This window comes from Nocardiopsis sp. iso_25 (genome assembly GCF_056173305.1).
Map to the genome: position 1 here is coordinate 4,166,454 of NZ_CM149667.1, position 22,546 is coordinate 4,188,999.

24 protein-coding genes are annotated in these 22,546 nt (G+C 72.0%); 6 read left to right on the forward strand and 18 right to left on the reverse strand.

What is annotated here, in order from left to right:
- Nucleotides 1–89: 89 nt before the first annotated feature.
- The 4 genes from AC0VX6_RS17890 to AC0VX6_RS17905 all read right to left on the reverse strand — a co-directional run bounded on the left by AC0VX6_RS17890 (nt 90) and on the right by AC0VX6_RS17905 (nt 1,543).
- Nucleotides 90–296, reverse strand: a complete 207-nt coding sequence (locus tag AC0VX6_RS17890; protein ID WP_212643791.1) for a hypothetical protein — start codon at nt 294–296, stop codon at nt 90–92.
- A 138-nt stretch (nt 297–434) separates the two neighbouring features.
- Nucleotides 435–605: a DUF397 domain-containing protein gene (locus tag AC0VX6_RS17895; RefSeq protein ID WP_212643790.1), complete on the reverse strand. Its 171-nt coding sequence runs from the start codon at nt 603–605 to the stop codon at nt 435–437.
- A gap of 3 nt (nt 606–608) precedes the next feature.
- A complete protein-coding gene (locus tag AC0VX6_RS17900; RefSeq protein WP_130394115.1) occupies nt 609–785 on the reverse strand; it encodes a DUF397 domain-containing protein in 177 nt (58 codons plus the stop codon).
- Nucleotides 782–1,543 carry a Scr1 family TA system antitoxin-like transcriptional regulator gene (locus AC0VX6_RS17905; RefSeq protein WP_475465334.1) on the reverse strand — a complete coding sequence of 254 codons (762 nt, stop codon included), beginning with the start codon at nt 1,541–1,543 and terminating at the stop codon, nt 782–784. The genes AC0VX6_RS17900 and AC0VX6_RS17905 overlap by 4 nt, the downstream gene beginning before the upstream one ends.
- Nucleotides 1,544–1,772: 229 nt before the next feature.
- Between AC0VX6_RS17905 and AC0VX6_RS17910 the strand changes: the two genes are divergently transcribed.
- Both AC0VX6_RS17910 and AC0VX6_RS17915 read left to right on the forward strand, forming a co-directional pair.
- Nucleotides 1,773–2,222, forward strand: a complete 450-nt coding sequence (locus AC0VX6_RS17910) for an ATP-binding protein (protein WP_475465335.1) — start codon at nt 1,773–1,775, stop codon at nt 2,220–2,222.
- 205 nt (nt 2,223–2,427) lie between these two features.
- The gene (locus AC0VX6_RS17915) at nt 2,428–2,640 is read left to right on the forward strand and encodes a helix-turn-helix domain-containing protein (protein ID WP_019608368.1); all 213 of its coding nucleotides are present in this window, start codon (nt 2,428–2,430) and stop codon (nt 2,638–2,640) included.
- Nucleotides 2,641–2,793: 153 nt separating this feature from the next.
- Here the strand turns inward: AC0VX6_RS17915 and AC0VX6_RS17920 are convergent, their stop codons facing one another.
- The gene (locus AC0VX6_RS17920) at nt 2,794–3,420 is read right to left on the reverse strand and encodes a TetR/AcrR family transcriptional regulator (RefSeq protein ID WP_475465337.1); all 627 of its coding nucleotides are present in this window, start codon (nt 3,418–3,420) and stop codon (nt 2,794–2,796) included.
- A 63-nt stretch (nt 3,421–3,483) separates the two neighbouring features.
- Here AC0VX6_RS17920 and AC0VX6_RS17925 point away from each other — a divergent pair, with 63 nt between their 5' ends.
- A complete protein-coding gene (locus AC0VX6_RS17925; protein WP_475465339.1) occupies nt 3,484–4,902 on the forward strand; it encodes a serine hydrolase domain-containing protein in 1,419 nt (472 codons plus the stop codon).
- 112 nt (nt 4,903–5,014) lie between these two features.
- Here AC0VX6_RS17925 and AC0VX6_RS17930 read toward each other — a convergent pair whose 3' ends face one another.
- From AC0VX6_RS17930 to AC0VX6_RS17965, 8 genes are all read right to left on the reverse strand, one after another.
- Complete coding sequence (locus AC0VX6_RS17930; protein WP_274973837.1) at nt 5,015–5,884, reverse strand: carbohydrate ABC transporter permease; 870 nt, start codon at nt 5,882–5,884, stop codon at nt 5,015–5,017.
- Complete coding sequence (locus tag AC0VX6_RS17935) at nt 5,881–6,876, reverse strand: carbohydrate ABC transporter permease (RefSeq protein WP_274973838.1); 996 nt, start codon at nt 6,874–6,876, stop codon at nt 5,881–5,883. Before AC0VX6_RS17935 ends, AC0VX6_RS17930 begins: the two co-directional genes overlap by 4 nt.
- Nucleotides 6,873–8,132, reverse strand: a complete 1,260-nt coding sequence (locus AC0VX6_RS17940; protein ID WP_274978174.1) for an ABC transporter substrate-binding protein — start codon at nt 8,130–8,132, stop codon at nt 6,873–6,875. The genes AC0VX6_RS17935 and AC0VX6_RS17940 overlap by 4 nt, the downstream gene beginning before the upstream one ends.
- Nucleotides 8,133–8,385: 253 nt before the next feature.
- Nucleotides 8,386–9,147 (reverse strand): SDR family NAD(P)-dependent oxidoreductase, encoded by a 762-nt coding sequence (locus tag AC0VX6_RS17945; protein ID WP_475465340.1) that lies wholly within the window; start codon nt 9,145–9,147, stop codon nt 8,386–8,388.
- Nucleotides 9,148–9,349: 202 nt separating this feature from the next.
- Nucleotides 9,350–10,114 carry an enoyl-ACP reductase FabI gene (gene fabI, locus AC0VX6_RS17950; RefSeq protein ID WP_274973840.1) on the reverse strand — a complete coding sequence of 255 codons (765 nt, stop codon included), beginning with the start codon at nt 10,112–10,114 and terminating at the stop codon, nt 9,350–9,352.
- 87 nt (nt 10,115–10,201) lie between these two features.
- Nucleotides 10,202–10,906, reverse strand: a complete 705-nt coding sequence (fabG, locus tag AC0VX6_RS17955; protein WP_475465341.1) for a 3-oxoacyl-ACP reductase FabG — start codon at nt 10,904–10,906, stop codon at nt 10,202–10,204.
- Nucleotides 10,907–11,734: 828 nt separating this feature from the next.
- Nucleotides 11,735–12,394, reverse strand: coding sequence for a response regulator (locus tag AC0VX6_RS17960; protein ID WP_212643781.1), 660 nt, complete (start codon nt 12,392–12,394; stop codon nt 11,735–11,737).
- The gene (locus AC0VX6_RS17965) at nt 12,369–13,661 is read right to left on the reverse strand and encodes a sensor histidine kinase (RefSeq protein WP_475465342.1); all 1,293 of its coding nucleotides are present in this window, start codon (nt 13,659–13,661) and stop codon (nt 12,369–12,371) included. Before AC0VX6_RS17965 ends, AC0VX6_RS17960 begins: the two co-directional genes overlap by 26 nt.
- A gap of 334 nt (nt 13,662–13,995) precedes the next feature.
- On the opposite strand from AC0VX6_RS17965, the gene AC0VX6_RS17970 reads away from it, so the two are divergent.
- Both AC0VX6_RS17970 and AC0VX6_RS17975 read left to right on the forward strand, forming a co-directional pair.
- A complete protein-coding gene (locus AC0VX6_RS17970; RefSeq protein ID WP_475465343.1) occupies nt 13,996–14,763 on the forward strand; it encodes an ABC transporter ATP-binding protein in 768 nt (255 codons plus the stop codon).
- Nucleotides 14,764–14,768: 5 nt separating this feature from the next.
- Nucleotides 14,769–17,498 carry an ABC transporter permease gene (locus AC0VX6_RS17975; RefSeq protein ID WP_475465345.1) on the forward strand — a complete coding sequence of 910 codons (2,730 nt, stop codon included), beginning with the start codon at nt 14,769–14,771 and terminating at the stop codon, nt 17,496–17,498.
- Between the two features lie 209 nt (nt 17,499–17,707).
- Here AC0VX6_RS17975 and AC0VX6_RS17980 read toward each other — a convergent pair whose 3' ends face one another.
- From AC0VX6_RS17980 to AC0VX6_RS17995, 4 genes are all read right to left on the reverse strand, one after another.
- On the reverse strand, nt 17,708–18,139 hold the full coding sequence (locus tag AC0VX6_RS17980) for a hypothetical protein (RefSeq protein ID WP_368045842.1): 432 nt from the start codon (nt 18,137–18,139) through the stop codon (nt 17,708–17,710).
- Nucleotides 18,140–18,270: 131 nt separating this feature from the next.
- Nucleotides 18,271–19,089 (reverse strand): polyprenol monophosphomannose synthase, encoded by an 819-nt coding sequence (locus AC0VX6_RS17985; RefSeq protein ID WP_475465347.1) that lies wholly within the window; start codon nt 19,087–19,089, stop codon nt 18,271–18,273.
- 128 nt (nt 19,090–19,217) lie between these two features.
- On the reverse strand, nt 19,218–20,024 hold the full coding sequence (locus AC0VX6_RS17990) for a DeoR/GlpR family DNA-binding transcription regulator (protein ID WP_274973848.1): 807 nt from the start codon (nt 20,022–20,024) through the stop codon (nt 19,218–19,220).
- 52 nt (nt 20,025–20,076) lie between these two features.
- Nucleotides 20,077–20,304: a hypothetical protein gene (locus AC0VX6_RS17995; RefSeq protein WP_274973849.1), complete on the reverse strand. Its 228-nt coding sequence runs from the start codon at nt 20,302–20,304 to the stop codon at nt 20,077–20,079.
- A gap of 94 nt (nt 20,305–20,398) precedes the next feature.
- Here AC0VX6_RS17995 and AC0VX6_RS18000 point away from each other — a divergent pair, with 94 nt between their 5' ends.
- On the forward strand, nt 20,399–21,223 hold the full coding sequence (locus AC0VX6_RS18000; protein ID WP_475465348.1) for a 4'-phosphopantetheinyl transferase family protein: 825 nt from the start codon (nt 20,399–20,401) through the stop codon (nt 21,221–21,223).
- A gap of 35 nt (nt 21,224–21,258) precedes the next feature.
- Here the strand turns inward: AC0VX6_RS18000 and AC0VX6_RS18005 are convergent, their stop codons facing one another.
- Nucleotides 21,259–22,416, reverse strand: a complete 1,158-nt coding sequence (locus tag AC0VX6_RS18005) for an acyl-CoA dehydrogenase family protein (protein ID WP_475465349.1) — start codon at nt 22,414–22,416, stop codon at nt 21,259–21,261.
- Between the last annotated feature and the right edge of the window lie 130 nt (nt 22,417–22,546).

Below are 22,546 nucleotides of genomic sequence, written 5' to 3' on the forward strand. Positions count from 1 at the left end.
AGACCGCTCTTCGCCCTGTGGACAACCTGCGGTCCCGCGCACGCGGGGGAGGGTCCCGATCAAGCCCAGTCCGTCGGCGCGGGGCGTCGTCATCCCATCTGGCCGGGGTACTTGACGGCTCGGGCGACGACCTTCGCGTACCGGTCGGCCTGCTCGTCGGTGTGCGCGTACATGATGATCGTGTCGGAGCCTCGGGACCGGACCTCCCAGACCGCACCCGTGCCGTGTGCGCCGGGCGGCAGGTTGGTGAAGAGGACGTCGGGATAGCGGGAGGACAGCTCCTCGTGAGTAGCCATGGTGGACACCGTAGCCAGGTGTGGCCGGTTACGGGTCCGGTTTGGCGGTGTATGCGTGGCTGGTGCGTAGCGGGTGACGGGTGGGAAACAGAAACCGGCCCTGCCCGGGCGCGGGCAGGGCCGGATCGAGGTACTTCGCTACCGGACGCGCACCGCAGCCAGTAGTGCCGTCCACTCCGAGGCCTCGGCCGACAGATGGCCCAGCTCCCGGTTCTGGGTGTCCCGAACCAGTGTCTCAGAGCCCTCGCTAACCTCGACGCAGCTTCCGCTACCACTGCTGTAGCTGGACTTGTGCCAGCCAGACTTCACGGCTCATCCCTTCGTGACAGCGAGAACGGCGGCCCACTCCTGACGAGCGAACGTCAGATGCCCCTGGTTCCGATTCTGAGTGTCACGCACGTCCGAACCAGCCTTGTGCTCACGGATCTCAACGCAGTTGCCCCCGTTGGCGCTGTAGCTGGACTTATGCCATTCGGTGGTGGTGTTCATGTGAGCTTCCTCAGTACATCGAGCGAGAGTGCAAGTGGCAGGGATGCTGCCAGCGCGGTGGTGGCTTGAGCGGACAGTCTGTCGTGCGTGCTGTCCTCGTGGATCACGTTACCGTCAGCATGATCACTGACGACCGCGAGTTCCCCTGTCTCCAGACGGAAGAGCATCAACGGAGCCGAAGGGCCGAGGAGCGTCGTTCCGTCAGGCACAAGGTGCACCGCGACCCGCCCTGTTTCAGCCCACTCGATGAGGTACGGCACCTGCGCCCGACGAAGGGGCTCAGGGAGGCCAGATACAGCCGCAACAGGAAATACAGCAGTCACTTCGAGGTCAGGCAACTCTTCCAACCTGCCTGTGCGCAGAGCCACCAAGCGATCAAGCTCCTTCGCGGTGGCAAGCGGCTGTGCTGTCCGAAACACACCACGGGCGACCTCCGGACACTGCAACAGCCCAGGAATAAGAGCAGGTGCCACAATGCTGAGCTGCCTTGCGGCACGCTCTATGGCTTGCAAATCTCGTGCCCACTCGGGCAGGGCATGTCCACTCGTAGCCTGACGCCACGCAGCGATCAGCTTCCCATCCGCGCGGAGCACCTTGTCCATTTTCTCCGCAAGAGGGAGGTGGGGAAGGGATTGTCCGTTCACCCACCGGGATACGGAAGCGGCAGAACAGCCCACGCGGGCAGCCAACTGCTCCTGAGTGAGGCCTTGCAAATCGCGGAAGGTCTTAATGAGTTCACGAAACGGAGGGTCGCTCATGCTCGGAATATCACGCCTAGCTTCCGAGGCCTGTCCGGCCTTTTCGCAAGTTCTTCAGGTAGTGGCGTGAGGAGAGCAAGAAACACCAAGGTTAGGGCTCGAAGGCCCGATGCAACCGCGAGGTAGCCAAGGCGCACAACTATGTGATGGCAGCAAAAAGCCCCGGAGACCGAAGTCGAAGGCGGCCTCCGAGGCAGAGCGCTCCACCCCGAAAGCCCCGAGGTGAAACATGCAAAAGTCTACCGTTCCGCCCATCCCGCTTCCACGCCGACTGTGCGGAACCGCCACCAACTCAGGCATTCTGCTCGGCCCCGAACTCGGCCACGTCAAGATCGCCCGCCGCTGGGCCGCCCAAGCTACCCGCTCCCGACCCAGCCTGGCCGAACCCGTCGGCATCGCCGTCTCCGAGATGACCACCAACGCCCTGCGCCACTCGGCGTCCGGGCTCCCCGGCGGCAGCATCCGCGTGGAGATCGAACGCACCCCGCGCCACCTCGAACTCCGCGTCACCGACAACGGCCCCCGCCCCGGAGAACAACCCAGCTTCCCGGCCGTGCCTGCGGCCGAACCTCTGCGCCCCAGCGGCAACGGCCTACGCCTGGTCGAAGCCCTGTGCTCCTACTGGGACTGGAAGCAGCACTCCTGCGGCGCGATCACCGTCCGTGTCGTCTTCCCCTAGTGACCCACGCGTCCCCGTGAGCGCTCAGCGCTCCATGCTCCGCACCACCCACCTGTCCCCCGGGCCGGTGCGGACGGGCCGATGCGGAGTGCACCGGCCCGAAGCCCCGCCCTCCCCTTCCCCGGGAGGACGGGGCCACCCCACCAGCCACCCGCACAACACTCAGCACCGAGTACCGACCCCCCGAAGACACGGAAAGCCCCTCATGCCCGACTACAGCTACCTCCTCGACGGCCGCCCCGACGTCCTCACACCCAGCGAAGTCGCCGCCCTCTTCAACATCCGCCCCCGCAGCCTCCACCGAGGCCAATGGGACAACGTCCTCAAACCCTTCCGCACCCCCGGCGGAGCACGCCGCTACCCCAAAGAACACATCGCCACCCTCCTGAACCAGCCAGACCCCCCGACCTCCCCCTGAACCCGCGCGAACACCTCCAGAGCCCACGCGAGGACATCGACAACGCGTCCGTGGGGAGGCGACCCGCGCACACGCCTGGGGCGTTCGGGCCGCTCCGACCCTCCCGGAGGCGACACCGCCACCGCGGCCGGGAACGCGGCCGAGGTCGGCGGTTCAGCGCGCGTACTGGCGGCACTCTCCCGTGAACACCGAGCCCAGTTCCGCGCGCAACGCCTCCCGGGCTCGCTCGGCGGCTCCCGACCCTCCCCGGTAGACCTGGGTGGCCAGCCCCTCGGCCAGGGCGGCGACGCGGGAGGCGGACGCGGCGGCGTCCACGTCCGCCTCCACCTCACCGCACTCCACACCGTTGCGCACCGCCCGGGCGATCTCGGCGTGCAGTGCGTCCGCGGTGCGCGCGTCCACCTCGGCCAGGGCCGGGTTCTCCAGGGCCCGTCCGGCGAAGACGCGGATCACCCGGAACTCCGCCCGGCGGGGCTCGTCCAGCGGCAGGTGCTCGGCCAGCGCGGCCAGCAGGATCTCGGCAATGGTCCTCTCGTGCCGGGCCCCCTCACCGACGACGTCCGCGACGCGGGTGGCGACGGCCGTGCTGACCCGCTCGAACGCGTGCAGCAGCATGTCGTCCTTGGACGGGAAGTAGTGCTGCACGAGCCCGACGGAGATCCCCGCGCGCGCGGCCGTGCGGGCCACGGTCACGGCGTCCAGCCCCCGTTCGGCGATCAGCTCGCACACGGCACCGGTGATCTGCGTGCGCCTCTGGGCGTGGTCTGCGGTTCTCGGCACCGGATAACCGTATCATGGTACGGTCATGATCGTATAGGCATACGGTTATCGAAAGGCCCCCTCATGCCCCTCCCCCTCACCCACGTCCCCCTCGCCCTGCTGCTCGCCCTGTCCCCCGTGGTCACGACCCCACCGGACGACCCGGCTCCCGCCGACCCCGCCGGGATGGACGCCTACGTCCAAGAACGCATGGCGGCCACCGACACCCCCGGGCTGGCCTACGCCGTGGTCGGCCCCGGGGGCGTCGAGCACCAGGGGACCTTCGGCGTGGACGGCGACGGCGCCCCGGTGGACGAGCACACCCCGTTCCTGTGGGGGTCGGTGGCCAAGCCCGTGACCGCCACCGCCGCACTGGTCCTGGCCCGGGAGGGTCGACTGGACCTGGACGCCCCGGTCGAGGAGTACCTGCCGGTCTTCGCGGAGTTCGGCGCCGACCCCACCGTGCGCGACCTGCTCACCCAGACCTCGGGGCTCACCGGGCGCACCGCCGCCGCCACCAGCGACCTGTACGGCGAGCGGGCCCCGGACCTGGACGCGCGGGTGGCACGCGCCTCCGTCTCGGAGCCGGGGACCCCGGGCACGCACGAGTACAGCAGCGCGAACTACCTCGTGCTGGGCGCCATCATGGAGGAGGTGACCGGCGACTTCCGCGGGTACCTGCGCGAGAGCGTCCTGGAGCCGGTGGGGATGGACGGCGTCTTCGCCAGCGCGGCCCAGGCGCGGGAGGCCGGGCTGAGCCCGGGGCACCGCACGCTGTGGGGCGTGCCGGTGGCCGACGCCGACGGTGTGGACGATGAGGGGGCCGCCTACGGCTACCTGGGCGGGGACGTCACCGACCTGGCCGCGTTCGCGCGGGCGCAGGTGGCGGCGGAGCCGCCCGTGCTGGACGCCGCCGCGCTGGAGCGGGCCCGCACGGGGCTGGTACCGGTCCCCGGTTCGGCGCAGGAGTACGGCCTGGGCTGGCGCGACACCGCCCTGTCCGACCCCGGTGAGCCGATCGTCTTCCACGGCGGTTCGACCCCGGGGTACGCGGCGATCCTGGTGGTGCTGCCCGAACGTGAGAGGGCGGTGGTGGTCCTGCAGAACACCTACGACATGCTGCGCGACAACGGGATCCAGGCGGTCGCCTTCGGGCTGGCCCACATGCTCGCGGGCGGGGACTCCCCCTCCTCCCCCGGCACCGACCCGCTGTACCTGGCGTCGGTGTGGACGCCCACGGCCGCCGCGGCGGCTCTGGGCGCGGGCGCCGTCGCGGCCGTGCGGGTCCGGCGACCCCGCCGGTGGGCGACCGCGCTGTGGTCGGCCCTAGGACTGGTCTCGGTGACCGCCGCGGTGGGGGTGGCGGCGAGCCACGGTCCGCGCCCGGCCCTGACGTGGCTTCCCGACGTGACGGCGGCGACGCTGGCGGCGGGTGCGCTCGGCGCGGCCGTGGTGGTCCTGCGCCTGCTGGCACACCGGCGCGGCGACCGCGCACGGGCCTGATCCCCGGGTCCACGGGCCGCGGCCGGGCCCCGGGCCCGACACCGGGGACGGGACCCGACACCGGGAACGGGACCCGACACCGGGAACGGGACCCGGCACCGGGACGGAGCGATCAGCCCTTGAGCGCGCCCGCCATCAGTCCGCGCATGAAGTAGCGCCCCAGCAGCAGGTAGATGACGAGCGTGGGCAGCGAGGCCAGCACCGCCGCCGCCATCTGCTGGTTGTAGGGCACCACCATCGACCCGGCCACGTTGTTGAGCTGCACCGTCACCGGCCAGCTCGCCGGGCCGGTCAGGAACACGGCGAACAGGAAGTCGTTCCAGGCGGAGGTGAACTGCCAGATCAGCGTCACGGCGAAGGCCGGGGCCGACACCGGCAGCACCACCAGGGCGTAGGTGCGCAGCAGCCCGGCCCCGTCCACGCGGGCGGCCTCGATCAGGGTCGGCGGGATGCTCGCGTAGTAGTTGCGGAAGATGAGCGTGCAGATCGGGATGCCGTAGACGGTGTGCGCCAGGATCAGCGGGAACACCCCGCCCATGAGCTGGGCGTTCACCAGCAACTGCTGCAACGGGATCATCACCGCCTGGTAGGGGATGAACATCCCGAACAGGAACAGGGTGAAGACGGTGTCGGCACCGGGGAAGCGCCACCGGGCCAGCACGTAGCCGTTGAGCGAGCCCAGCACCGCCGATATGACCGCGCTGGGCACCACCATCCGCACGCTGTTCCAGAGCCCGGGGGCCAGTTCGGTCCAGGCCGTCGTCCACCCCTCCAGGCTCCAGTTCCGCGGCAGCAGCCAGGCCTGCGCCGCGGAGGCCTCGTCGAAGGGCTTGAAGCCGGTGACCACCAGCACGTACATCGGCAGCAGGAAGAACGCGGCCAGCACCACCAGGACGGCGGCCTTGGCCGCCTGTCCGCTCCGGGTCGTCCCGGCCGCCCCGCCTCCGGGGGCGGTCACACGTTCGGGGGCGCTCGCGGTCATCGACCTTCGCTCCGTTCCTTGCGCACGGTCCACACCAGGTAGGGGATGACGAACACCGCCACCGCGATGAGCAGGTAGGCGGCGATGGTGGCGCCCTTGGCCGGGTCGCGCACCTCGAACACGGTCGTCCACATGTACACGGCGGGTACGTCGGCGACGATCTGCTGTCCGGCGATCGCGATGACCAGGTCGAACACCTTGAGGGACATGTGGCCCAGGATGATGACCGCGCTCAGCACGACCGGCCGCAGCTGGGGCATGACCACGCGCCAGTACACGCCCCACTCCGAGCAGCCGTCCACCCGGGCGGCCTCGCGCAGCTCCTCGGGCACGCCGCGGAACCCGGCCAGGAACAGGGCCATGATGTAGCCCGCGAGCTGCCAGACCGCGGGCAGGGCCATCGCCGCCATGCCGAGGTCGGGCGCGGTCCACCAGTCGTTGACCAGGAAATCCAGGTTGAGGTGGACGAACAGGGCGTTCAGGCCGGTGGCGCGCTCGGCCGGGGCCGGGTTCATCAGCCACCGCCACACCACGCCGGTGGCGATGAAGGACACCGCCATCGGCGCCAGGAACAGGGTGCGGAAGACGGCCTCGCCGCGGATGCCCTTGTCCAGCAGCAGGCCCAGGAGCCAGCCGAGCAGCAGGGCGCCGCCGACGAACACGACCGTGAACACGACCGCGTTGGCCACGGCGGCGGGCCAGCGCTCCTCCTGCCACAGGGCGACGAAGTTGGCCAGGCCGACGAACTCGCCGTCGTCGATGGGCCTGTGCTTGTCGCTGAGCGCCAACTGGGTGTTCCAGCCGATCATCCCGTAGACGAACACGCCGATGAGCAGGATGGAGGGGGATACCAGCAGCAGGCCGGGCAGCCAGGTCCGCGCCCGTGTCAGCAGGCGGCGCCCCCGGCTCGGGTGGCGGCGGTCGCCGCCGGGGCGGGCGCGCCCGGGGCCGCGGTCGGCCGCGGCCCCGGGTCGTGGGGAAAGGGTGCTCATTCGCTCTGCGCGGCCGCGTGCAGGGCGTCGTTGAGGGCGTCCAGGTCCTCGTTCTGGAGGTAGAGGCCGACCGCGGTGTCGACCTCGTTCTTCCACCGGTTGCCCACGGTCACCCCGTGCCAGAAGGACCCCGCCAGCTCGGGCCCGGACTGCCACTCCTCCAGCGCCGACTCCAGGTAGGGGCTGTCGGCGTAGTTGGCCGGGTCCGCGTCCCCGCGGGCCGGGATGGAGCCCTTGAGCGGGTTGAAGAGGTCCTGGCCCTCCTGGCTGGCCACCAGCTCAAGCCAGGCGCGGGCCTGCTCCTCGTGCGGGGCGCCCTGGGGCAGGGTGAAGCTGTCCGACAGCCACATGTAGGTGCCGTCCGTGCCGGGTGAGGCGGCCCAGTCGTAGTCCTGGCCCGGGACCGCTCCCAGTTCGTCGAAGTAGCCCGCGGCCCAGTCGCCCATGATGTTGAACGCGGCCTCGCCGTCGGAGACGCGGCGGGTGGCCTCCTGCCAGTCCTCGGCGGCCGACTCCTCCTGGGTGTAGGCCATGATCTCCTCGAAGGTGGCCAGCGCCTCGGCGACCTCGGGGGTGTCCCAGTCCGCGCCCGGCTCCCACAGGGCGTTGTAGGCGCCGGTGCCCAGCGAGCCGAGCAGCACCGACTCCAGGAGGTGGTCCACGGTCCACTGCGCGCCGACCGCCATGGGGATGGCGTCGGTCTCGGCCTCCACTGCCTCCAGCGCGTCCAGCAGTTCGTCCAGGGTCTGCGGGGGCTCCTCGACCCCGGCCTCCTCCAGCAGCGAGGGGTTGAACCACATGACGTTGGAGCGGTGGATGTTGACGGGGACGGAGTAGACGCTGCCGTCGTAGGAGATCTGTTCGACCAGTTGCTCGGGCAGGGCCTCGTGCAGGCCCTGTTCGTCGAAGAAGTCGTCGAGCGGCTGGAGGTAGCCCGCCTCGATGTAGTCCTGGAGCTCGGCCCCGGCGTGCCCTTGGAAGGAGTCGGGCGGGTCCTGGCTCTGGAGCCTGCCCTCCAGGACGGCCTGGGCGTTGGTGCCCGATCCCCCGGCGACCGCCGCGTTGACGAACTCGACGTCGGGGTGGTCCTGCTCGAACCGCTCGATGAGCGCGTTGAGCCCGGCCTCCTCGCCGCCGCCGGTCCACCAGGAGAAGACCTCGACCTGGGCGGCCCCGTCCTCCCCTCCCCCGCCGCAGGCCGAGGCGACCAGCACCAGCCCCAGAGCCGCCGGGATCGACCGCCAGCGTGACCGCATGAGCATCCTCTCCGGACGGTCCTCGTGCTCCACCGCACCGCCCTGGGTGTTGTAAGTCACATGATTAAAACCTTTGTCATCATTCACACCGGAAAAGGCCACCGTCAATACGAAAAGGACCACGACATGAAGTCGTGGTCCTCAGGGGCTGGTCACGCCAAGGGCATTAATTCCGGTCCGACAAAAAGCAAAGAAAACGGGGAACCGGAGTGTGCAGCCGCGGTGCGGTGGGCCCGGCCGCGGCGGGGCGCGCTCAGATCCGGTCGAGGAAACCGCCGTCCACCATCAGGTTCTGTCCGGTGACGTAGGCCGCGGCCGGGCTGGCCAGGAAGGCCACCGCGCGGGCGACCTCCTCGGGGTGGCCGAGGCGGCCGTAGGGGATGCGCTCGCGGATCGACTCGTAGAACCCCGGGTCGCTCTCGCGACGGCGCTCCCAGCCCCCGCCCGGGAACTCGATCGGTCCGGGCGAGACGGTGTTGACCCGCACCCCCTCCCCGGCCCAGGCGCGGGCCAGCGAGGACGCGTGGTGGTTGAGCGCGGCCTTGACCGCGCCGTAGGAGCGCGGTCCGGCGGGCACGGTGGTGTGCAGCGCCGAGGTGCTGGAGATCATCACCACCGAGCCGCCGCGCTCGGAGGCCAGCAGGTGGGGTTTGGCCGCCTCGGTCAGGCGCACGAAGGGCATCAGGTCGGCCGCGAAGCCGCGCTCCCACTGGTCGGGGGTGGGCGCGCTGCCGCCGGAGACGTTGGACACCAGCACGTCCAGGCCGCCGAGCTCGGCCGCTGCGTCGTCGACGAAGGAGGGCAGCGCGTCGTGGTCGGTGACGTCCAGGGCGCGAGAGAACACGCGGGCGCCGGTCTGTTCCAGCTCCCGTGCCGCCTCGGACAGCGGTTCGGGGGTGCGCGCGCAGATCGCGAGGTCGGCGCCCTCGGCGGCGAACAGCTGGGCGATGGCCCGGCCGATCCCCCTGCTGGCGCCGGTCACGGCGACCCGCGCCCCCTTCAGTCCCAGATCCATTGCCCCGTCCCCTTCGCTCTCGGCTCGCACGGCCGCCTGCCGGGGGCGCACGCGCCGCTTCGGGCACACGGCGGGCAGCCGCCGCAACCGCCCCGCGACGGCAGACGGGCGGGCCGCCCCTGTGGGGTGGCCCGCCCGCGTCAACCTATCGCACGCGTGTGCCGGGGCACCGGTTCCGGAGGGGCCGGTGCGTTGGGGGCGGTCAGGCCCCGGTGGAGTGGAAGCCGCCGTCGACGTGGACGATCTCGCCGGTGGTGGCGGGGAACCAGTCCGACAGCAGCGCCACGACCGCCTTGGCCGCGGGCTCGGGGTTGGTGACGTCCCAGCCCAGCGGGGCGCGCTCGGGCCAGTGCTTGGCCAGCTCGGAGAACCCGGGGATGCTGCGGGCGGCCATGGTGCTCAGCGGCCCGGCGGAGACCAGGTTGACCCGGATGTTCTGGCCGCCGACGTAGCGGGCCAGGTAGCGGGCGGTGGAGGTCAGCGCGGACTTGGCCACGCCCATCCAGTCGTAGATGGGGTAGGAGACGCTGTTGTCGAAGTCCAGGGCCACGACCGAGCCGCCGTCCTTCATCAGCGGCAGCAGCGAGGTGGTCAGCGACTTCAGGGAGAAGGTCGAGGTGTGCATGGCCGTGGCCACGTCCGACCACTCGGTGTTGAGGAAGTTGCCGCCCAGGGCGTCCTGCGGGGTGAAGCCGATGGAGTGCACGACGCCGTCGAGGCCGTCCACGTGCTCGCCGACGCGGGCGGCCAGGGTGGAGAGCTGCTCGTCGTCGGTGACGTCCAGCTCCAGGATCGGGGGCGTCTCGGGCAGGCGCTTGGCGATGCGCTCCACCAGGCTCAGGCGGCCGTAGCCGGTGAGCACGACCGTGGCGCCCTGCTCCTGGGCCAGGCGGGCCACGTGGAAGCCGATGGAGGAGTCGGTGAGCACCCCGGTGACGAGGATGCGCTTGCCTTCGAGGATTCCCATGTTCGGGTCGTCCGTCCTGTCTGTGGTCCGTTGCGGAAGGGGAGCCCTTCCGGTGGCTGGAGGGAAAAAAAGGGGGGGCGAACCCGGTCAGTGGCCCATGCCCAGGCCGCCGTCGACGGGGATCACGGCGCCGGAGATGTAGGCGCCGCCGGGCCCGGCGAGGAAGCCCACCGTCCTGGCGATGTCCGCGGAGGAGCCGAGACGGCCCAGCGGGACGTTCTTCTTGATCTCGGCCTGGCGCTCCTCGGACAGGGCCGCGGTCATGTCGGTCTCGATGAAGCCGGGGGCGACGACGTTGACCGTGATGTTGCGCGAACCCAGCTCGCGGGCCAGGGAGCGGCCGAAGCCGACGAGCCCGGCCTTGGAGGCGGCGTAGTTGGCCTGGCCGCCGGAGCCGAGGAGGCCCACGACGGAGGAGATGAGGACGATGCGGCCCGAGCGCTTGCGCATCATGCCGCGCACGGCGCGCTTGGCCACGCGGTAGGCGCCGGTGAGGTTGGTGTCCAGCACGGAGGAGAACTCGTCCTCGCTCATCAGTGCCAGCAGCTGGTCCTTGGTGATGCCGGCGTTGGCCACGAGCACCTCGACGGGACCCTGCGCCTCCTCGACCTCCTTGAAGGCGGCGTCGACCTGGGCGGAGTCGGTGATGTCGCAGCGGACACCCAGCAGGCCCTCCGGGGGCTCGCCGGAGCGGTAGGTCACCGCGACGTCGTCTCCGCCCGCGGCCAGCTCACGGGCGATGGCCAGGCCGATTCCGCGGCTGCCGCCGGTGACCAGTACCGAGCGCGACATAGGGGCTCCTCTTCTCCTGCGGCTGCTGTGATCAGCCACGACGTGGTGTTGCGGGGGGTGGGATCGCATTGCAGCGTACCGAGCTACCCGGCGGTAGACGCAACCGAGGCGGACAGGGGCACCGATCCGCCCATGTGCGGGGATTCCGGACACGCTGGGGGACGCCCCGAGCACGGCGGCCGGTGGTGAGGTGTGTCACCGCCACGCCGGTCGTGGTGGCCCGTTTCCAGGCGGCCTCAGCCAGGCACCCGTAGAGCGTGCGAGTTCCCCACCAGCCGAAGGGGGGTGGGCGGTCGTGGTGGGCACCGGCTTCAAGGTCCAGTGCTGGGGGCGGGGACCGACTGAGGGCAAGTTCGCCTAGCGAACTTGGCGAAGGAGATCCCTTCACTCCGGCCGCTTCAGGGGTCTGGTGGGCGTCGCTGAGGGGTCCGGGAGAACGCCGGGAGGAACGCCCCACGGGAGTGACCCCTCAGCCATCCGGAAACGGGGGTACAAGGTCCAGACCAACAGCAACCACCAAGCCCCGCGCGTGACCGCGCGTCGTAGGGGGTCCGCAAGTTGTAGAGCGTCGCTGCGTCAGCAACCACGCACCCGTAGAGCCCGGGCAGACGTCCAGCCCCAACAGGGTTGGCGAAGAGCGAACCAGCGTCCGTCACCACGCGCCCGTAGAGCTGACAGCGGCGGCGTGCGTTCTACCAGTGGAGTGGCTGGGCTTCGCTGAGGGCTCAGCCCCCTCTGGCGCACCGCCAGCCTGCGCTCCACGGGTGCACGGCCGAGGTTTCCCGCCCCGTCCCGGATACCGGCCCGCCGGCCACACCGGTCCGGGCCTCAGGCCCAGCCCGCGTCGTGGGCCAGGATGGCGGCCTGCACGCGGTTGGACATGTCCAGCTTGGCCAGGATGCGGCTGACGTGGGCCTTGACCGTGGCCTCGCGCATGCCCAGGTCGCGGCCCGCCTCGGCGTTGGACCGGCCCCGGGCCACCGCGAGGAGCACCGACCGCTCGCGCTCGCTGAGCACCGACAGGCGGCGCACCGCCTCGGCGCGGCCCGCCGCGGAGTCGGCGGGGGCGGGCGCGGCGAAGCGTTCGAGCATGCGCTTGGTGACGCTGGGCGCGAGCATCGCGTTGCCCTCGTGGACGGTGCGCACCGCGCCGATGAGGTCGCGCGGCGGGGTGTCCTTGAGCAGGAAGCCCACCGCACCGGCCCGCAGGGCGCTGTGCACGTACTCGTCGAGGTCGAAGGTGGTCAGCAGGACCACGCGGGGCGGCCGGGGCAGAGCGGTCAGGCGGGCGGCGGCGGTGATCCCGTCGGTGCCCGGCATGCGGATGTCGAGCAGCACCACGTCGGGGACGAGTTCCTCGGCCAGGCGCACGGCCTCGGCGCCGTCGCCGCCCTCGCCCACCACCTCGATGTCGGGGGCGGAGTCCAGGATCATCCGCAGGCCGGATCTGACCAGGAGTTCGTCATCGACCAGGAGCGTGCGGATCACCTTCGGAAACCTCTTCCTCTTCCTCCGTACCGGATGGATCGTCGGTTCGCACGATAGCGCGCAGACGCCACCCGCCGTCGGGGCACGCCCCCGCGCTGAGGCTTCCGCCGGAGAGCACGACGCGCTCGTGCAGCCCGGTCAGGCCGAAACCGCTGCGGGGCATGGGCGCGGCCGGGCCCCTCCCGGGCGCGTTGGCCACCTCCACCTCCAGCTGGCGGTCGGCGTAGTGAAGGAGCAGGGTGACGGCGGCGCCGGGCGCGTGCTTGGCGGCGTTGGTCAGCCCCTCCTGGACGATCCGGTAGGCGGTGCGCTGGACGCCCGTCGGCAGCGGGCGTGCCCGGCCGGTCTCCTCGCGGTCGATCGGCATCCCGGCGGCGCGCCACTCCTCGACCAGGCGGTCCAGATCGGACAGGACCGGTTGGGGCGCGGTGGGCGCGGCGGCGGTGTCGTCGCGCAGCACCCCGAGGATGCCGCGCAGTTCGGTGAGGGCCTCGCGTCCGGTGGTGCGGATGAGCCCGGCGGCCTCGACGGTGCGCGGGTCCTCGGCGGAGACCTCCAGCCCGCCCGCGTGCAGCACCATGAGGCTGACCCGGTGGGCGACCACGTCGTGCATCTCCCGGGCGATGCGGGTGCGCTCGGCGGTGATGGCCTGCTCGGCCATCATGTGCTGTTCGCGTTCGAGGCGTTCGGCGCGCTCGTGGAGGCGGTCGATGAGCTGGCGGCGGGTGCCCACCCACAGGCCGAAGACCATCGGTACGACCAGCAGCATGCCGATGAGGAAGATCTGTCCGAGGGGGTTGGCGTCGTAGGCGACGATCATGGCCAGGCTGTACACGGCGAACCAGCCCACCAGCAGGCGCCGGTTGGCGTGGTAGACCGAGTACGAGTACATGGCGATCGCGGCCGGGACGAAGTTGGCGAAGCACAGCAGCAGCACGGCCGCGGTCACGAGCATCCACTGCGGGAAACTCCGCCGCAGGAGCACCGTCGCCCCGGCGAACAGGACCGGGACCACGTAGAGGATCATCCCGACGGCCAGGGCGCCCCCGAGGTTCCAGGAGGCCAGGACCGCGGGAACGGCGGCGATGAGCCCGCCGAACATGCCGTGCTGCACGCTGCCCGCCAACTGGAAGAACCCGCTCAACGGCAGGGGCAGCACGGCGTAGAGCCAGTCGGCGATGGTCAGGCGGCGGGCCCACCACCACTCCCGGTTCTTGTTCAGCAGGGCGTTGGCGGCCCTGCCCCGATCGCTCAACCAGCTCCTCATGCTGCGGAGTCTACGGCGGCGCCCTTGGTCGGACCGTGCGCGCGCCGCGCCCGGTCGCGCGCGGTCCGATCGTCGGTCCGCCCGCGAAAGCCCAGGCGGACAAGGGTGCGTGGCGAACCCGCCACGGAGGGCGATCCACCGACCCCCGACGAAAGTCGGTGCGCCGGCCAGACGAAGGAGTCGCGAACCCGGCCGTCACCGTTCCTTTGGCCGAGTCGCGAATCGGCCCAGCGGGGGACGCCCCGGCCGGTCGCGCGGACCTAGCGTGGTGGGCAGCCGGGACGGAGAGCCCGCCCGGCCCGCACACCATCCCCGATTCCTGGAGCTGTCTGCCGTGACCGAGTTCACCGTGAAGCCCGACCCGACGGTCACCTCACCGCCGGTGGTGGTCGCCCGGGGCCTCACCAAGACCTACGACACCGGCGACAGCCAGGTCCACGCCCTGGCCGGGGTGGACGTGGAGTTCCACCGGGGCGCGTTCACCGCGATCATGGGCCCCTCGGGTTCGGGCAAGTCCACCCTGATGCACTGCCTGGCCGGGCTGGACGTGCCCACCTCGGGCACCGTGCACCTGGGCCGCACCCAGATCACCGGCCTGCGCGACGCCGAGCTGACCCTGCTGCGCCGCGACCGGATCGGGTTCATCTTCCAGTCGTTCAACCTGCTGCCGATGCTGACCGCCGAGCAGAACATCCTGCTGCCGTCGCAGATCGCCCGGCGCGGAGTCGACAAGCAGCGCTTCGACCACATCATCGACGTGGTGGGCCTGCGCGACCGGCTCAGCCACCTGCCCGCCAAGCTCTCCGGCGGCCAGCAGCAGCGCGTGGCCGTGGCCCGCGCCCTGCTCAACGCGCCCGAGGTCGTCTACGCCGACGAGCCCACCGGCAACCTGGACTCGCGCTCGGGCACCGAGGTGCTGGAGTTCCTGCGCGACTCGGCCCGCGACCTGAACCAGACCATCGTCATGGTCACCCACGACCCCGTGGCCGCCTCCTACGCCGACCGCGTGGTCTTCCTGCGCGACGGCCGCCTGGTGGACGAGGTCGTCGAGCCCACCGCCGAGCTGGTCTCGGCGCGGCTGCTGAAGCTGGAAGAGGCCTGAGGGACATGCTGCGCACCACACTCGCCGGGCTGCGGCTGCACAAGTCCCGGTACGTCACCACCGTGCTGGCGATCCTGCTGGGGGTCATGTTCGTGTCGGGGACCATGGTCTTCGCCGACACCCTCAACGCCAGCTACGAGAAGTCCGTCATGGGCTCGGCCACCAGCGTGGACTCCATCGCCGTCCCGGTCGAGCCCGAGTTCGACCCCGAGAGCACGGAACCGCCCGAGGAGCGGGTTCCCTTCACCGAAGAGCAGCTGGACGCGGTCCGGGCGCTGCCCGAGGTCGACGAAGCGGGCGGAACCCTGCGGGGCGAGGCCGTGCTCCTGGACGACGAGGGCCGGGCGACCGGCTTCCTGCCGCCCAGGGCGCTCGGGCTGAACGGGATCAGCCGGTTCTCCGCCGACGAGGGCTCGCTCCCCGCGAACGGGGACGAGATCGCCCTGGCCACCTCCACCTCGGAGCAGCTCGGTTTCACGATCGGCGACACGGTGACCGTGCTCGACCCCGAAGGGGAGAAGCGCGACTTCACCGTCACCGGGCTGGTCGACTTCGGTGTGGACCGGACCTACAGCGCCGCGGGCGCCGTCGTCTTCGCCCCGGACACGGCCCGGGAGATGACCGGCGTGACGGGCTACGCCGAGATCGACGTGCTCGCGGCCGAGGGCCACACCCCGCAGGAGGTGACCGACGCCGTCGCCGCCGAACTCGGGACGACGGCCGACGTGCGCACCGGTGAGGAGGTCGGCCTGGAGATAGCCGAGGCCTCGGGCGGCCAGACGGAGCTGATCCGCACCGCACTGCTGCTGTTCGCCTTCGTCGCGATGTTCGTCGCCGGGATCGTCATCTACAACACCTTCGCCATCCTCATCGCCCAGCGCCAGCGCGAGCTGGCCCTGCTTCGGTGCGTGGGCGCCAAGCGCGGCCAGGTCTTCCGGTCGGTGCTGGCCGAGTCGGCGGTCGTGGGCCTGGTCTCCTCCGCCCTGGGCGTGCTGGCCGGTGTGGGTGTCGGCATGGCCGGCGCGACCTACGGCGGCCCGCTCCTGGGCACGGGGGAGGCGGTGCCTGTGGTCGTCACTCCGACGGCGGTCCTGGTCGGCCTGGCCGTGGGCACCGTGGTGACCGTGTTCTCCGCCCTGGTCCCGGCCACGCGCGCCACCCGGGTGGCGCCGCTGGCCGCCCTGCGCACCAGCGCCACCGCCGCCGGTCTGGAGAAGGGCACCGGCTGGGTCCGCGTCGTCGTCGGTCTGCTGGCCTTCACGATCGCGGCCGCCCTGGTGGTCCTGACCCAGGTAGCGGACCTGAGCACGATGGGCCTGGTCGTCGTCACCGCCGCCGCCCTCATCGCGTTCGTGGGCGTGGTCGTGCTGGGGCCGCTGCTGGTGCGCGGCATCGTGCGCGTGGTCGGCATCCCCCTGCGGAAGGTGGGCGTGCCGAGCATGCTGGCGGTGGACAACTCCACCCGCAGCCCGCGCCGCGCGGCCACCGCGATGATCGCCCTGACCGTGGGCGCCACCCTCATCACCGGCTACTCGGTGATCAGCGCCTCCGTCGAGACCACCATGACTCGGCAGTTGGAGGAGCAGTTCCCGGTGGACTACCAGATCACCCCGCAGTTCTCCCTGCAGGAGCCGGGCACCGGCGCCGACACGGCCGGGGCTCCGGAGGGGACCGAGCAGTCCGGAGGCGAGGAGGACGCGCCCGTCGAGGGGCCCGCCGACGGCGCCGAGGGGCCCGCCGAACCCGTGGAGCCGACCGAGGGCGCGAGCACCAGCGAGGGCTCCGGAGCGGAGACCGGAACCGCCCAGGGACCGCAGTTCCCCACCATCCCGGACGAGGTCCGGGTGGCGTTGGAGGGCCAGCCCGCCCTGGGCGAGGTCTTCGGCCAGCGCAGCACCTACGTCGAGGCGTACGAGGACCAGGGCGTCAGCGTCTACACCTACCCGGGTGCCGAGATCGGCGTCGACCTCACCAGCGACACCGTCGAGGGCGACCTGGCCGACATGGGCCCTGGCAGGGCCACGGTGGCGGAGCGCAACGCCGAGGGCGCCGGGGTGGGCGACACCCTCACGCTCCCGGCTGAGGACGGCCAGGACCTGTCCGTGGAGATCGTCGCGGTCGTGGAGGACATGCAGACCCTGTCGGGCGTGACCCTGCACCCGGAGGACTTCGCTACGGCCTTCCCCTCGGTGGACGAGGACGAGATGCTGTTCGTCAGCGCCGCCGAGGGAGCCGACGCCGCCGAGGTGCGCGACGCGGTCAACGCCGCGGTCGAGGACCACCCCACCATGCAGGTCGGGTCGGCGGCCGAGATGAAGAACCAGTTCTCCGGCGTCCTGGACATCGCCTTCTACACCATCGCGGCGATGCTCGGCCTGGCGATCGTCATCGCGGTGTTCGGCATCTCCAACACCATGGCGCTGTCGGTGCTGGAGCGCACCCGCGAGTCCGCGCTGCTGCGGGCGCTGGGGCTGGCCCGGGGCCAGCTGCGCCGGATGCTGAGCGTGGAGGCCGTGCTGCTGTGCCTGATCGGCGCCGGTATCGGCATCGCGCTGGGCGTGGTGTTCGGCTGGGCGGCCGGGGCCTCGGTCCTGCCGGACATGGTCTTCTCGGTGCCCTTCGGCCAGATCGCGGTGTTCATCGTGATCGCCGTCCTGGCCGGGCTGCTGGCCTCGGTGCTGCCAGCCCGACGGGCGGCGGCCACCTCCATCACGGGGGCGCTGGCCAGCGAGTAGGCCGCCACGGCCCCGCGGGCGCACGCGCGGTCACAGCGGAAAACGCGCGGGCCCCCTTCCATCCGAAGACGGAAGGGGGCCCGCGCTTTCGGCGTTCTCCCCTGGTCGAAGCGGAGTTCCCCGACGGAGGCGGCGCCCCGCGCGGAATGCACCCGAGGCCGTGTCCCGAGCGCCGCGCCCCAGGCAGTACGCCTCAGACGGAGCGGTCCTCAGGTGTCCGGGGCGCCGGTGTCCCTGGGGTCCTCGGCGTCCGGAACGTAGTCCGCCGTGCCGGTGGTCCGGTCGCGCTCGTCGTCCCGGGCGCCGTGGGGCGTGTCCGCCGGATGCTCGTAGGGCCTGTCGGGGTGCTCGCTGCGCACGGCCGCGCCCTCGTCGACGTCGGGCGTGACGTCGTCGCTCTCCTCGTGCATGGCCTCCTGCTCGGCGCTGCGGGTCTCCCCTCCCCAGCTCTCGCGCGGGTAGAGGTCGCTGCGCTCGGAGCGCACCGCCTCGTCGATCCCCCGCGGCTCGGCCGAACTGTCGGTCCCCGGCATGTCGGGGTCCTCGAAGTCGTACTCCTGGATGTCGTAGTCGGCCTCGATCCGACGCTCCCGGGCGACGGCCTTGCTCAGCTCGGGGTCGTCCCCCATGTCGGTGTCCACGTCATAGGGCTCTTCAGTCATGTTCGCCCCCTTTCCCTCGTTAGTCCCGTGCCCCAAACCGGCGCACCTATGTCACCGGCGGGCGCACGGGAGGGCCGGGCGGGCCGGGGGCGGCCCCGCCGAACGCCCCGCTACCGGCGGCGGGCGCGCTCGGCACGGCGCAGCAGCAGCGGGCGCAGGGCGGCCTCCAGTGCGACGGAGGCGTCGAGCTTGCTCTGGCCCACGACGCGGTCCTCGAAGTGGATGGGGATCTCCACCATCTTCTGTCCGCGCCGGTAGGCCCGGTAGTGCATCTCCACCTGGAAGGCGTAGCCCGTGCTCTCGATGCCGGGCAGGTCCAGGACGCGCAGGGCCGAGGCCCGCCAGATCTTGAAGCCCGCGGTGACGTCGCGGACGGGGATGGACAGCACGGTCTTGACGTAGGCGTTGGCCCAGCCGCTCAGCAGGCGGCGGCTGAGGTTCCACCGCTCGGACAGGCTGCCGCCGGGGACGTAGCGGCTGCCGATCACCACGCCCGCGTTGGTGGCGTGCAGGGTGCCGAGCAGCTGGGGCACGTAGCCCACGGGGTGGCTGAGGTCGGCGTCCATCTGCACGACGTGGTCGGCGCCCTCCTCCAGGGCGCGGGTCATGCCCGCGACGTAGGCGCGGCCCAGACCGTCCTTGGCGGTGCGGTGGACGACGCCGACGCGCCCGGCGAACTCGACCGCGAGCTTGTCGGCGACCTCACCGGTGCCGTCGGGGGAGCCGTCGTCCACGACCACCACCCGCAGCCGCGGCAGGTCCAGGGCCATGAGCTGGCCCACCAGCACGGGGAGGTTGTCGGCCTCGTTGTAGGTGGGCACGACCACCGTCACCCGGGAGTCGGCCCACGGCGCCGGGAGCGCGACAGGTTCGGGGGTGACGCGCACGGGCGGGGAGGGCGGCTGCTGGGGAGGCGGCTGGGAGGACATGCGCGGCGGCTCCTGCGGATCGGACGGGTGGTGCGGGACGGGCGGAGCGTACGCGGGATACGCGTGTGAACGGTAGGGTACGCGGTCCCTTCCCCCGTTCGCAGAGGAGAAGTCCGTTTCTCCTCCCCTCACTGCCCCCGCTCCTGGGCGACCACCGCGACGTGGACGAGGGCGCCCGTCTCCTCCAGGGTCATCAGCACCTCGGGGTCGGCGCTGCTGTCGGTGACCAGGTGGGCGATCTCCTCGGGGGCGACGGTGGGCACCATGGTGTCGGCGCCGATCTTGGTGTGGTCGGCCAGGACGATGGTCTCCTCGGCGCAGGCGGCCAGGGCGCGGTCCACGCTGGCCACGGCCGGGTTGGGGGTGCTCAGGCCGCGGTCGGCGCTGACCCCGTTGCCGGAGAGGAAGGCGCGGTTGACCCGCAGTCCGGCCAGGCTCTCCTCCGCCGCGGCCCCGACCAGGGCCCGGATGGGGCCGTGCAGGGTGCCCCCGGTCACGACCACCTCCACTCCGGCGGCCCCGGCCAGGACGTCGGCGACGCGCAGGGAGTTGGTGACCACGGTCAGGTCGGTGCGGGTCAGGAGCGCGCGGGCGAAGGCCTCGGCGGTGCTGCCGGGGCCGATGGTGACGGCGTCGCCGGGGCGCACCAGGCGGGCGGCCGCGGCGGCGATGGCGGCCTTCTCGGCGGCGCACTGGCCGCTCTTGCCGGAGTAGCTCTGCTCGTGGCCGATCCTGCCGGGCAGGGCGACCCCGCCCCGGCGGCGGTCGACCAGCCCCTCGGTCTCCAGCGCGCGCACGTCGCGGCGGATGGTGACCTCCGAGGCGCGGACCCTGACGGCGATGTCGCGCAGGGACATGGTGCCGTTGGCGCGCACGAGTTCGAGAATGCGCTCGCGGCGCTCGGCGGCGAACGCCGGACGGTTCTCCTCGGCCATGGACCCACTTCCGTGCTCTGGTCGGGCACGGGCCACGGTCCCGCGCGACTCCCTAGACTACGGACCCGTCGGCGGTGGGGACGCGCCCGCTCCGGGCGGCGTCCTCGGGGGCCGACTGTTTCGGGACCCTTCCGGCCGCGGTCTCGGGCTCCCCGGCCTCCGCGGCGGCCTCCTCCCCGGTGGTCTGGGCCCCCTCTCTCAGGAGGGTGACGACGACGATCGCCGTGAGCGCCACCAGACCGACGAGCGCTCCCGCGCCGAGCAGTACCACGACAGACATCTGGGCCTCCCAGGGGACGGGCTGACCTGCCAATAACCGAATTCCCGGTTTGGGTTGACCTCACACCACCGAACGAGGTGGAGATCGGGACACAATGGGGGGCATGAAGCTCGATCCGGCACCCCTGTCCACCGAGGTGTGGTGGGTACGCACCTCAGCCGCCGACGACCGCCTGCTGCGCCTGTTGGACGAGGAGGAACGGTCACGCAACGCCCGCTTCCGGCTCCAGGCCGACCGTGACCGGCACCTGCTGGGCCGGGCGGTGTCCCGGCTGCTGCTGGCAGAGCGGGCCGACTGCCCGCCCGAGAAGGTGACCTTCGCTTTGCGCTGCCGTTCCTGTGAGGAGAAGGAGCGGACGGGCGCGAGCCGGGGCGGGGACTCAGCGCAGGGCCCGCACGGCAAGCCGCACCCCTCCGGTCCCGCCGAGGGGTGGGAGGTCTCCGTCAGCCACTCGGGCGAGTGGGTGGTGCTGGCCCTGGCCCGCGAGGTGCCCGTGGGCGTGGACGTGGAACGCGTGTCCCCTGGCCGCGACCTGGAGGGGCTGGCGGGCTACACGCTGGGCGGGCCCGAGCAGCAGGCCTGGGAGCGCCTCTCCCCCGCCGACCGGGTCAGCGCCTTCTTCCGCTACTGGGCCCGCAAGGAGGCGCTGCTGAAGGCGACCGGCCTGGGCCTGTCCGGCGGGATGCGGCGGGTGCTGCTGAGTCCGGCGGACGCCGCCCCGGAACTGCTGTCCTGGGAGGGCGGCGGGGCGCCGGGGGCGGTCGCGCTGGCGGACCTGGAGGTCGGTGCGGCCCCGGACCGGGACGGGGAGGAGTACCGCTCCGCGCTGGCGGCGCTGACCGACCGGCCGCTGGAGCTGGAGCCGCGCACCCACGAGGAGACCGTCCGGCTGCTGCGCTCCCGGCCGGGCGGCGGCTGAGCCCCGGGGCCGCGGGCGCGCCGCCCCCGGACCCCTCAGGCGCCCTCGCGGGCCAGGTGGCGGCTGATGACCATGCGCTGCACCTGGTTGGTGCCCTCCACGATCTGGAGCACCTTGGCCTCGCGCATGTAGCGCTCGACGGGGAAGTCGCGGGTGTAGCCGTAGCCGCCGAAGACCTGCACGGCGTCGGTGGTGACCCTCATGGCGGTGTCGGTGGCCAGGAGCTTGGCCATCGCGGCCTGCTTGCCGAAGGGGAGGCCGGCGTCGCGCAGGCGGGCGGCCGACAGGTAGAGCTCGCGGGAGGCGGCGACCTGGGTGGCCATGTCGGCGAGTATGAAGCCCACGCCCTGGAAGTCGCCGATGGCGGTGCCGAACTGGCGGCGTTCGCGGGAGTAGTCCACGGCGGCGTCGAGGGCGGCCTGGGCGAGGCCGACCGCGCAGGCGGCGATGCCCAGGCGCCCGGAGTCCAGAGCGGACAGGGCGATGCCGAAGCCCTTGTCCCGCTCGCCCACCAGGGCGTCGGCCCCGAGCCGGACGTCGTCGAGGAGGACCCCGGCGGTGGTCGATGAGTTCATGCCCATCTTGCGCTCGGGGGCCGCCGACCCCAGGCCGGGGGTGTCGGCGGGGACGTGGAAGCAGCTGATGCCGCGGGCGCCGGAGTCGGGGGCCCCGGTGCGGGCGAAGAGCGTGTAGTAGTCGGCCCGGCCGCCGTGGGTGATCCAGGCCTTGGCGCCGTTGACGCGGTAACCCTCCCCGTCGGCCTCGGCCCGGGTGGCCAGGGCGGAGGCGTCCGATCCCGAAGCGGCCTCGGACAGGCAGTAGGCGCCCAGGAGGTCGCCGCCGAGCATGCCGGGCAGGTGGGCGTCCTTCTGCGCGTCGGAGCCGAAGGCGGCCAGGGGGTAGCAGGACAGGGTGTGGACGCTCACGCCCAGGCCGACCGCGAGCCAGCCCCGGGCCAGCTCCTCCACCACCTGGAGGTAGACCTCGTAGGGCTGGTCCCCGCCGCCGTGGCGGCCGGGGTAGGGCAGGCCGAGCAGTCCGGCGCCGCCGAGCACGCGGAAGACCTCGCGCGGGAACAGGCCGCCCTCCTCGTCCCCGGCGGCTCGCGGGGTCAGCTCCTTGTCCACGATCTCCCGGGTCAGTTCCAGGAGCTGCTCCGCCTCGGGGGTGTGCAGAGTACGTGCGACCGTCATGAACCTCTCCCGCGCCTGTCCGTCATGTGGACACCTAGTAGGACGTCCAACTATATGGTGACGCACGGCACCCCCGCTCCACAAGCCGACGGGTCCGGGCGCTGCGATCCCTTGGACGGCGCACCGCTCC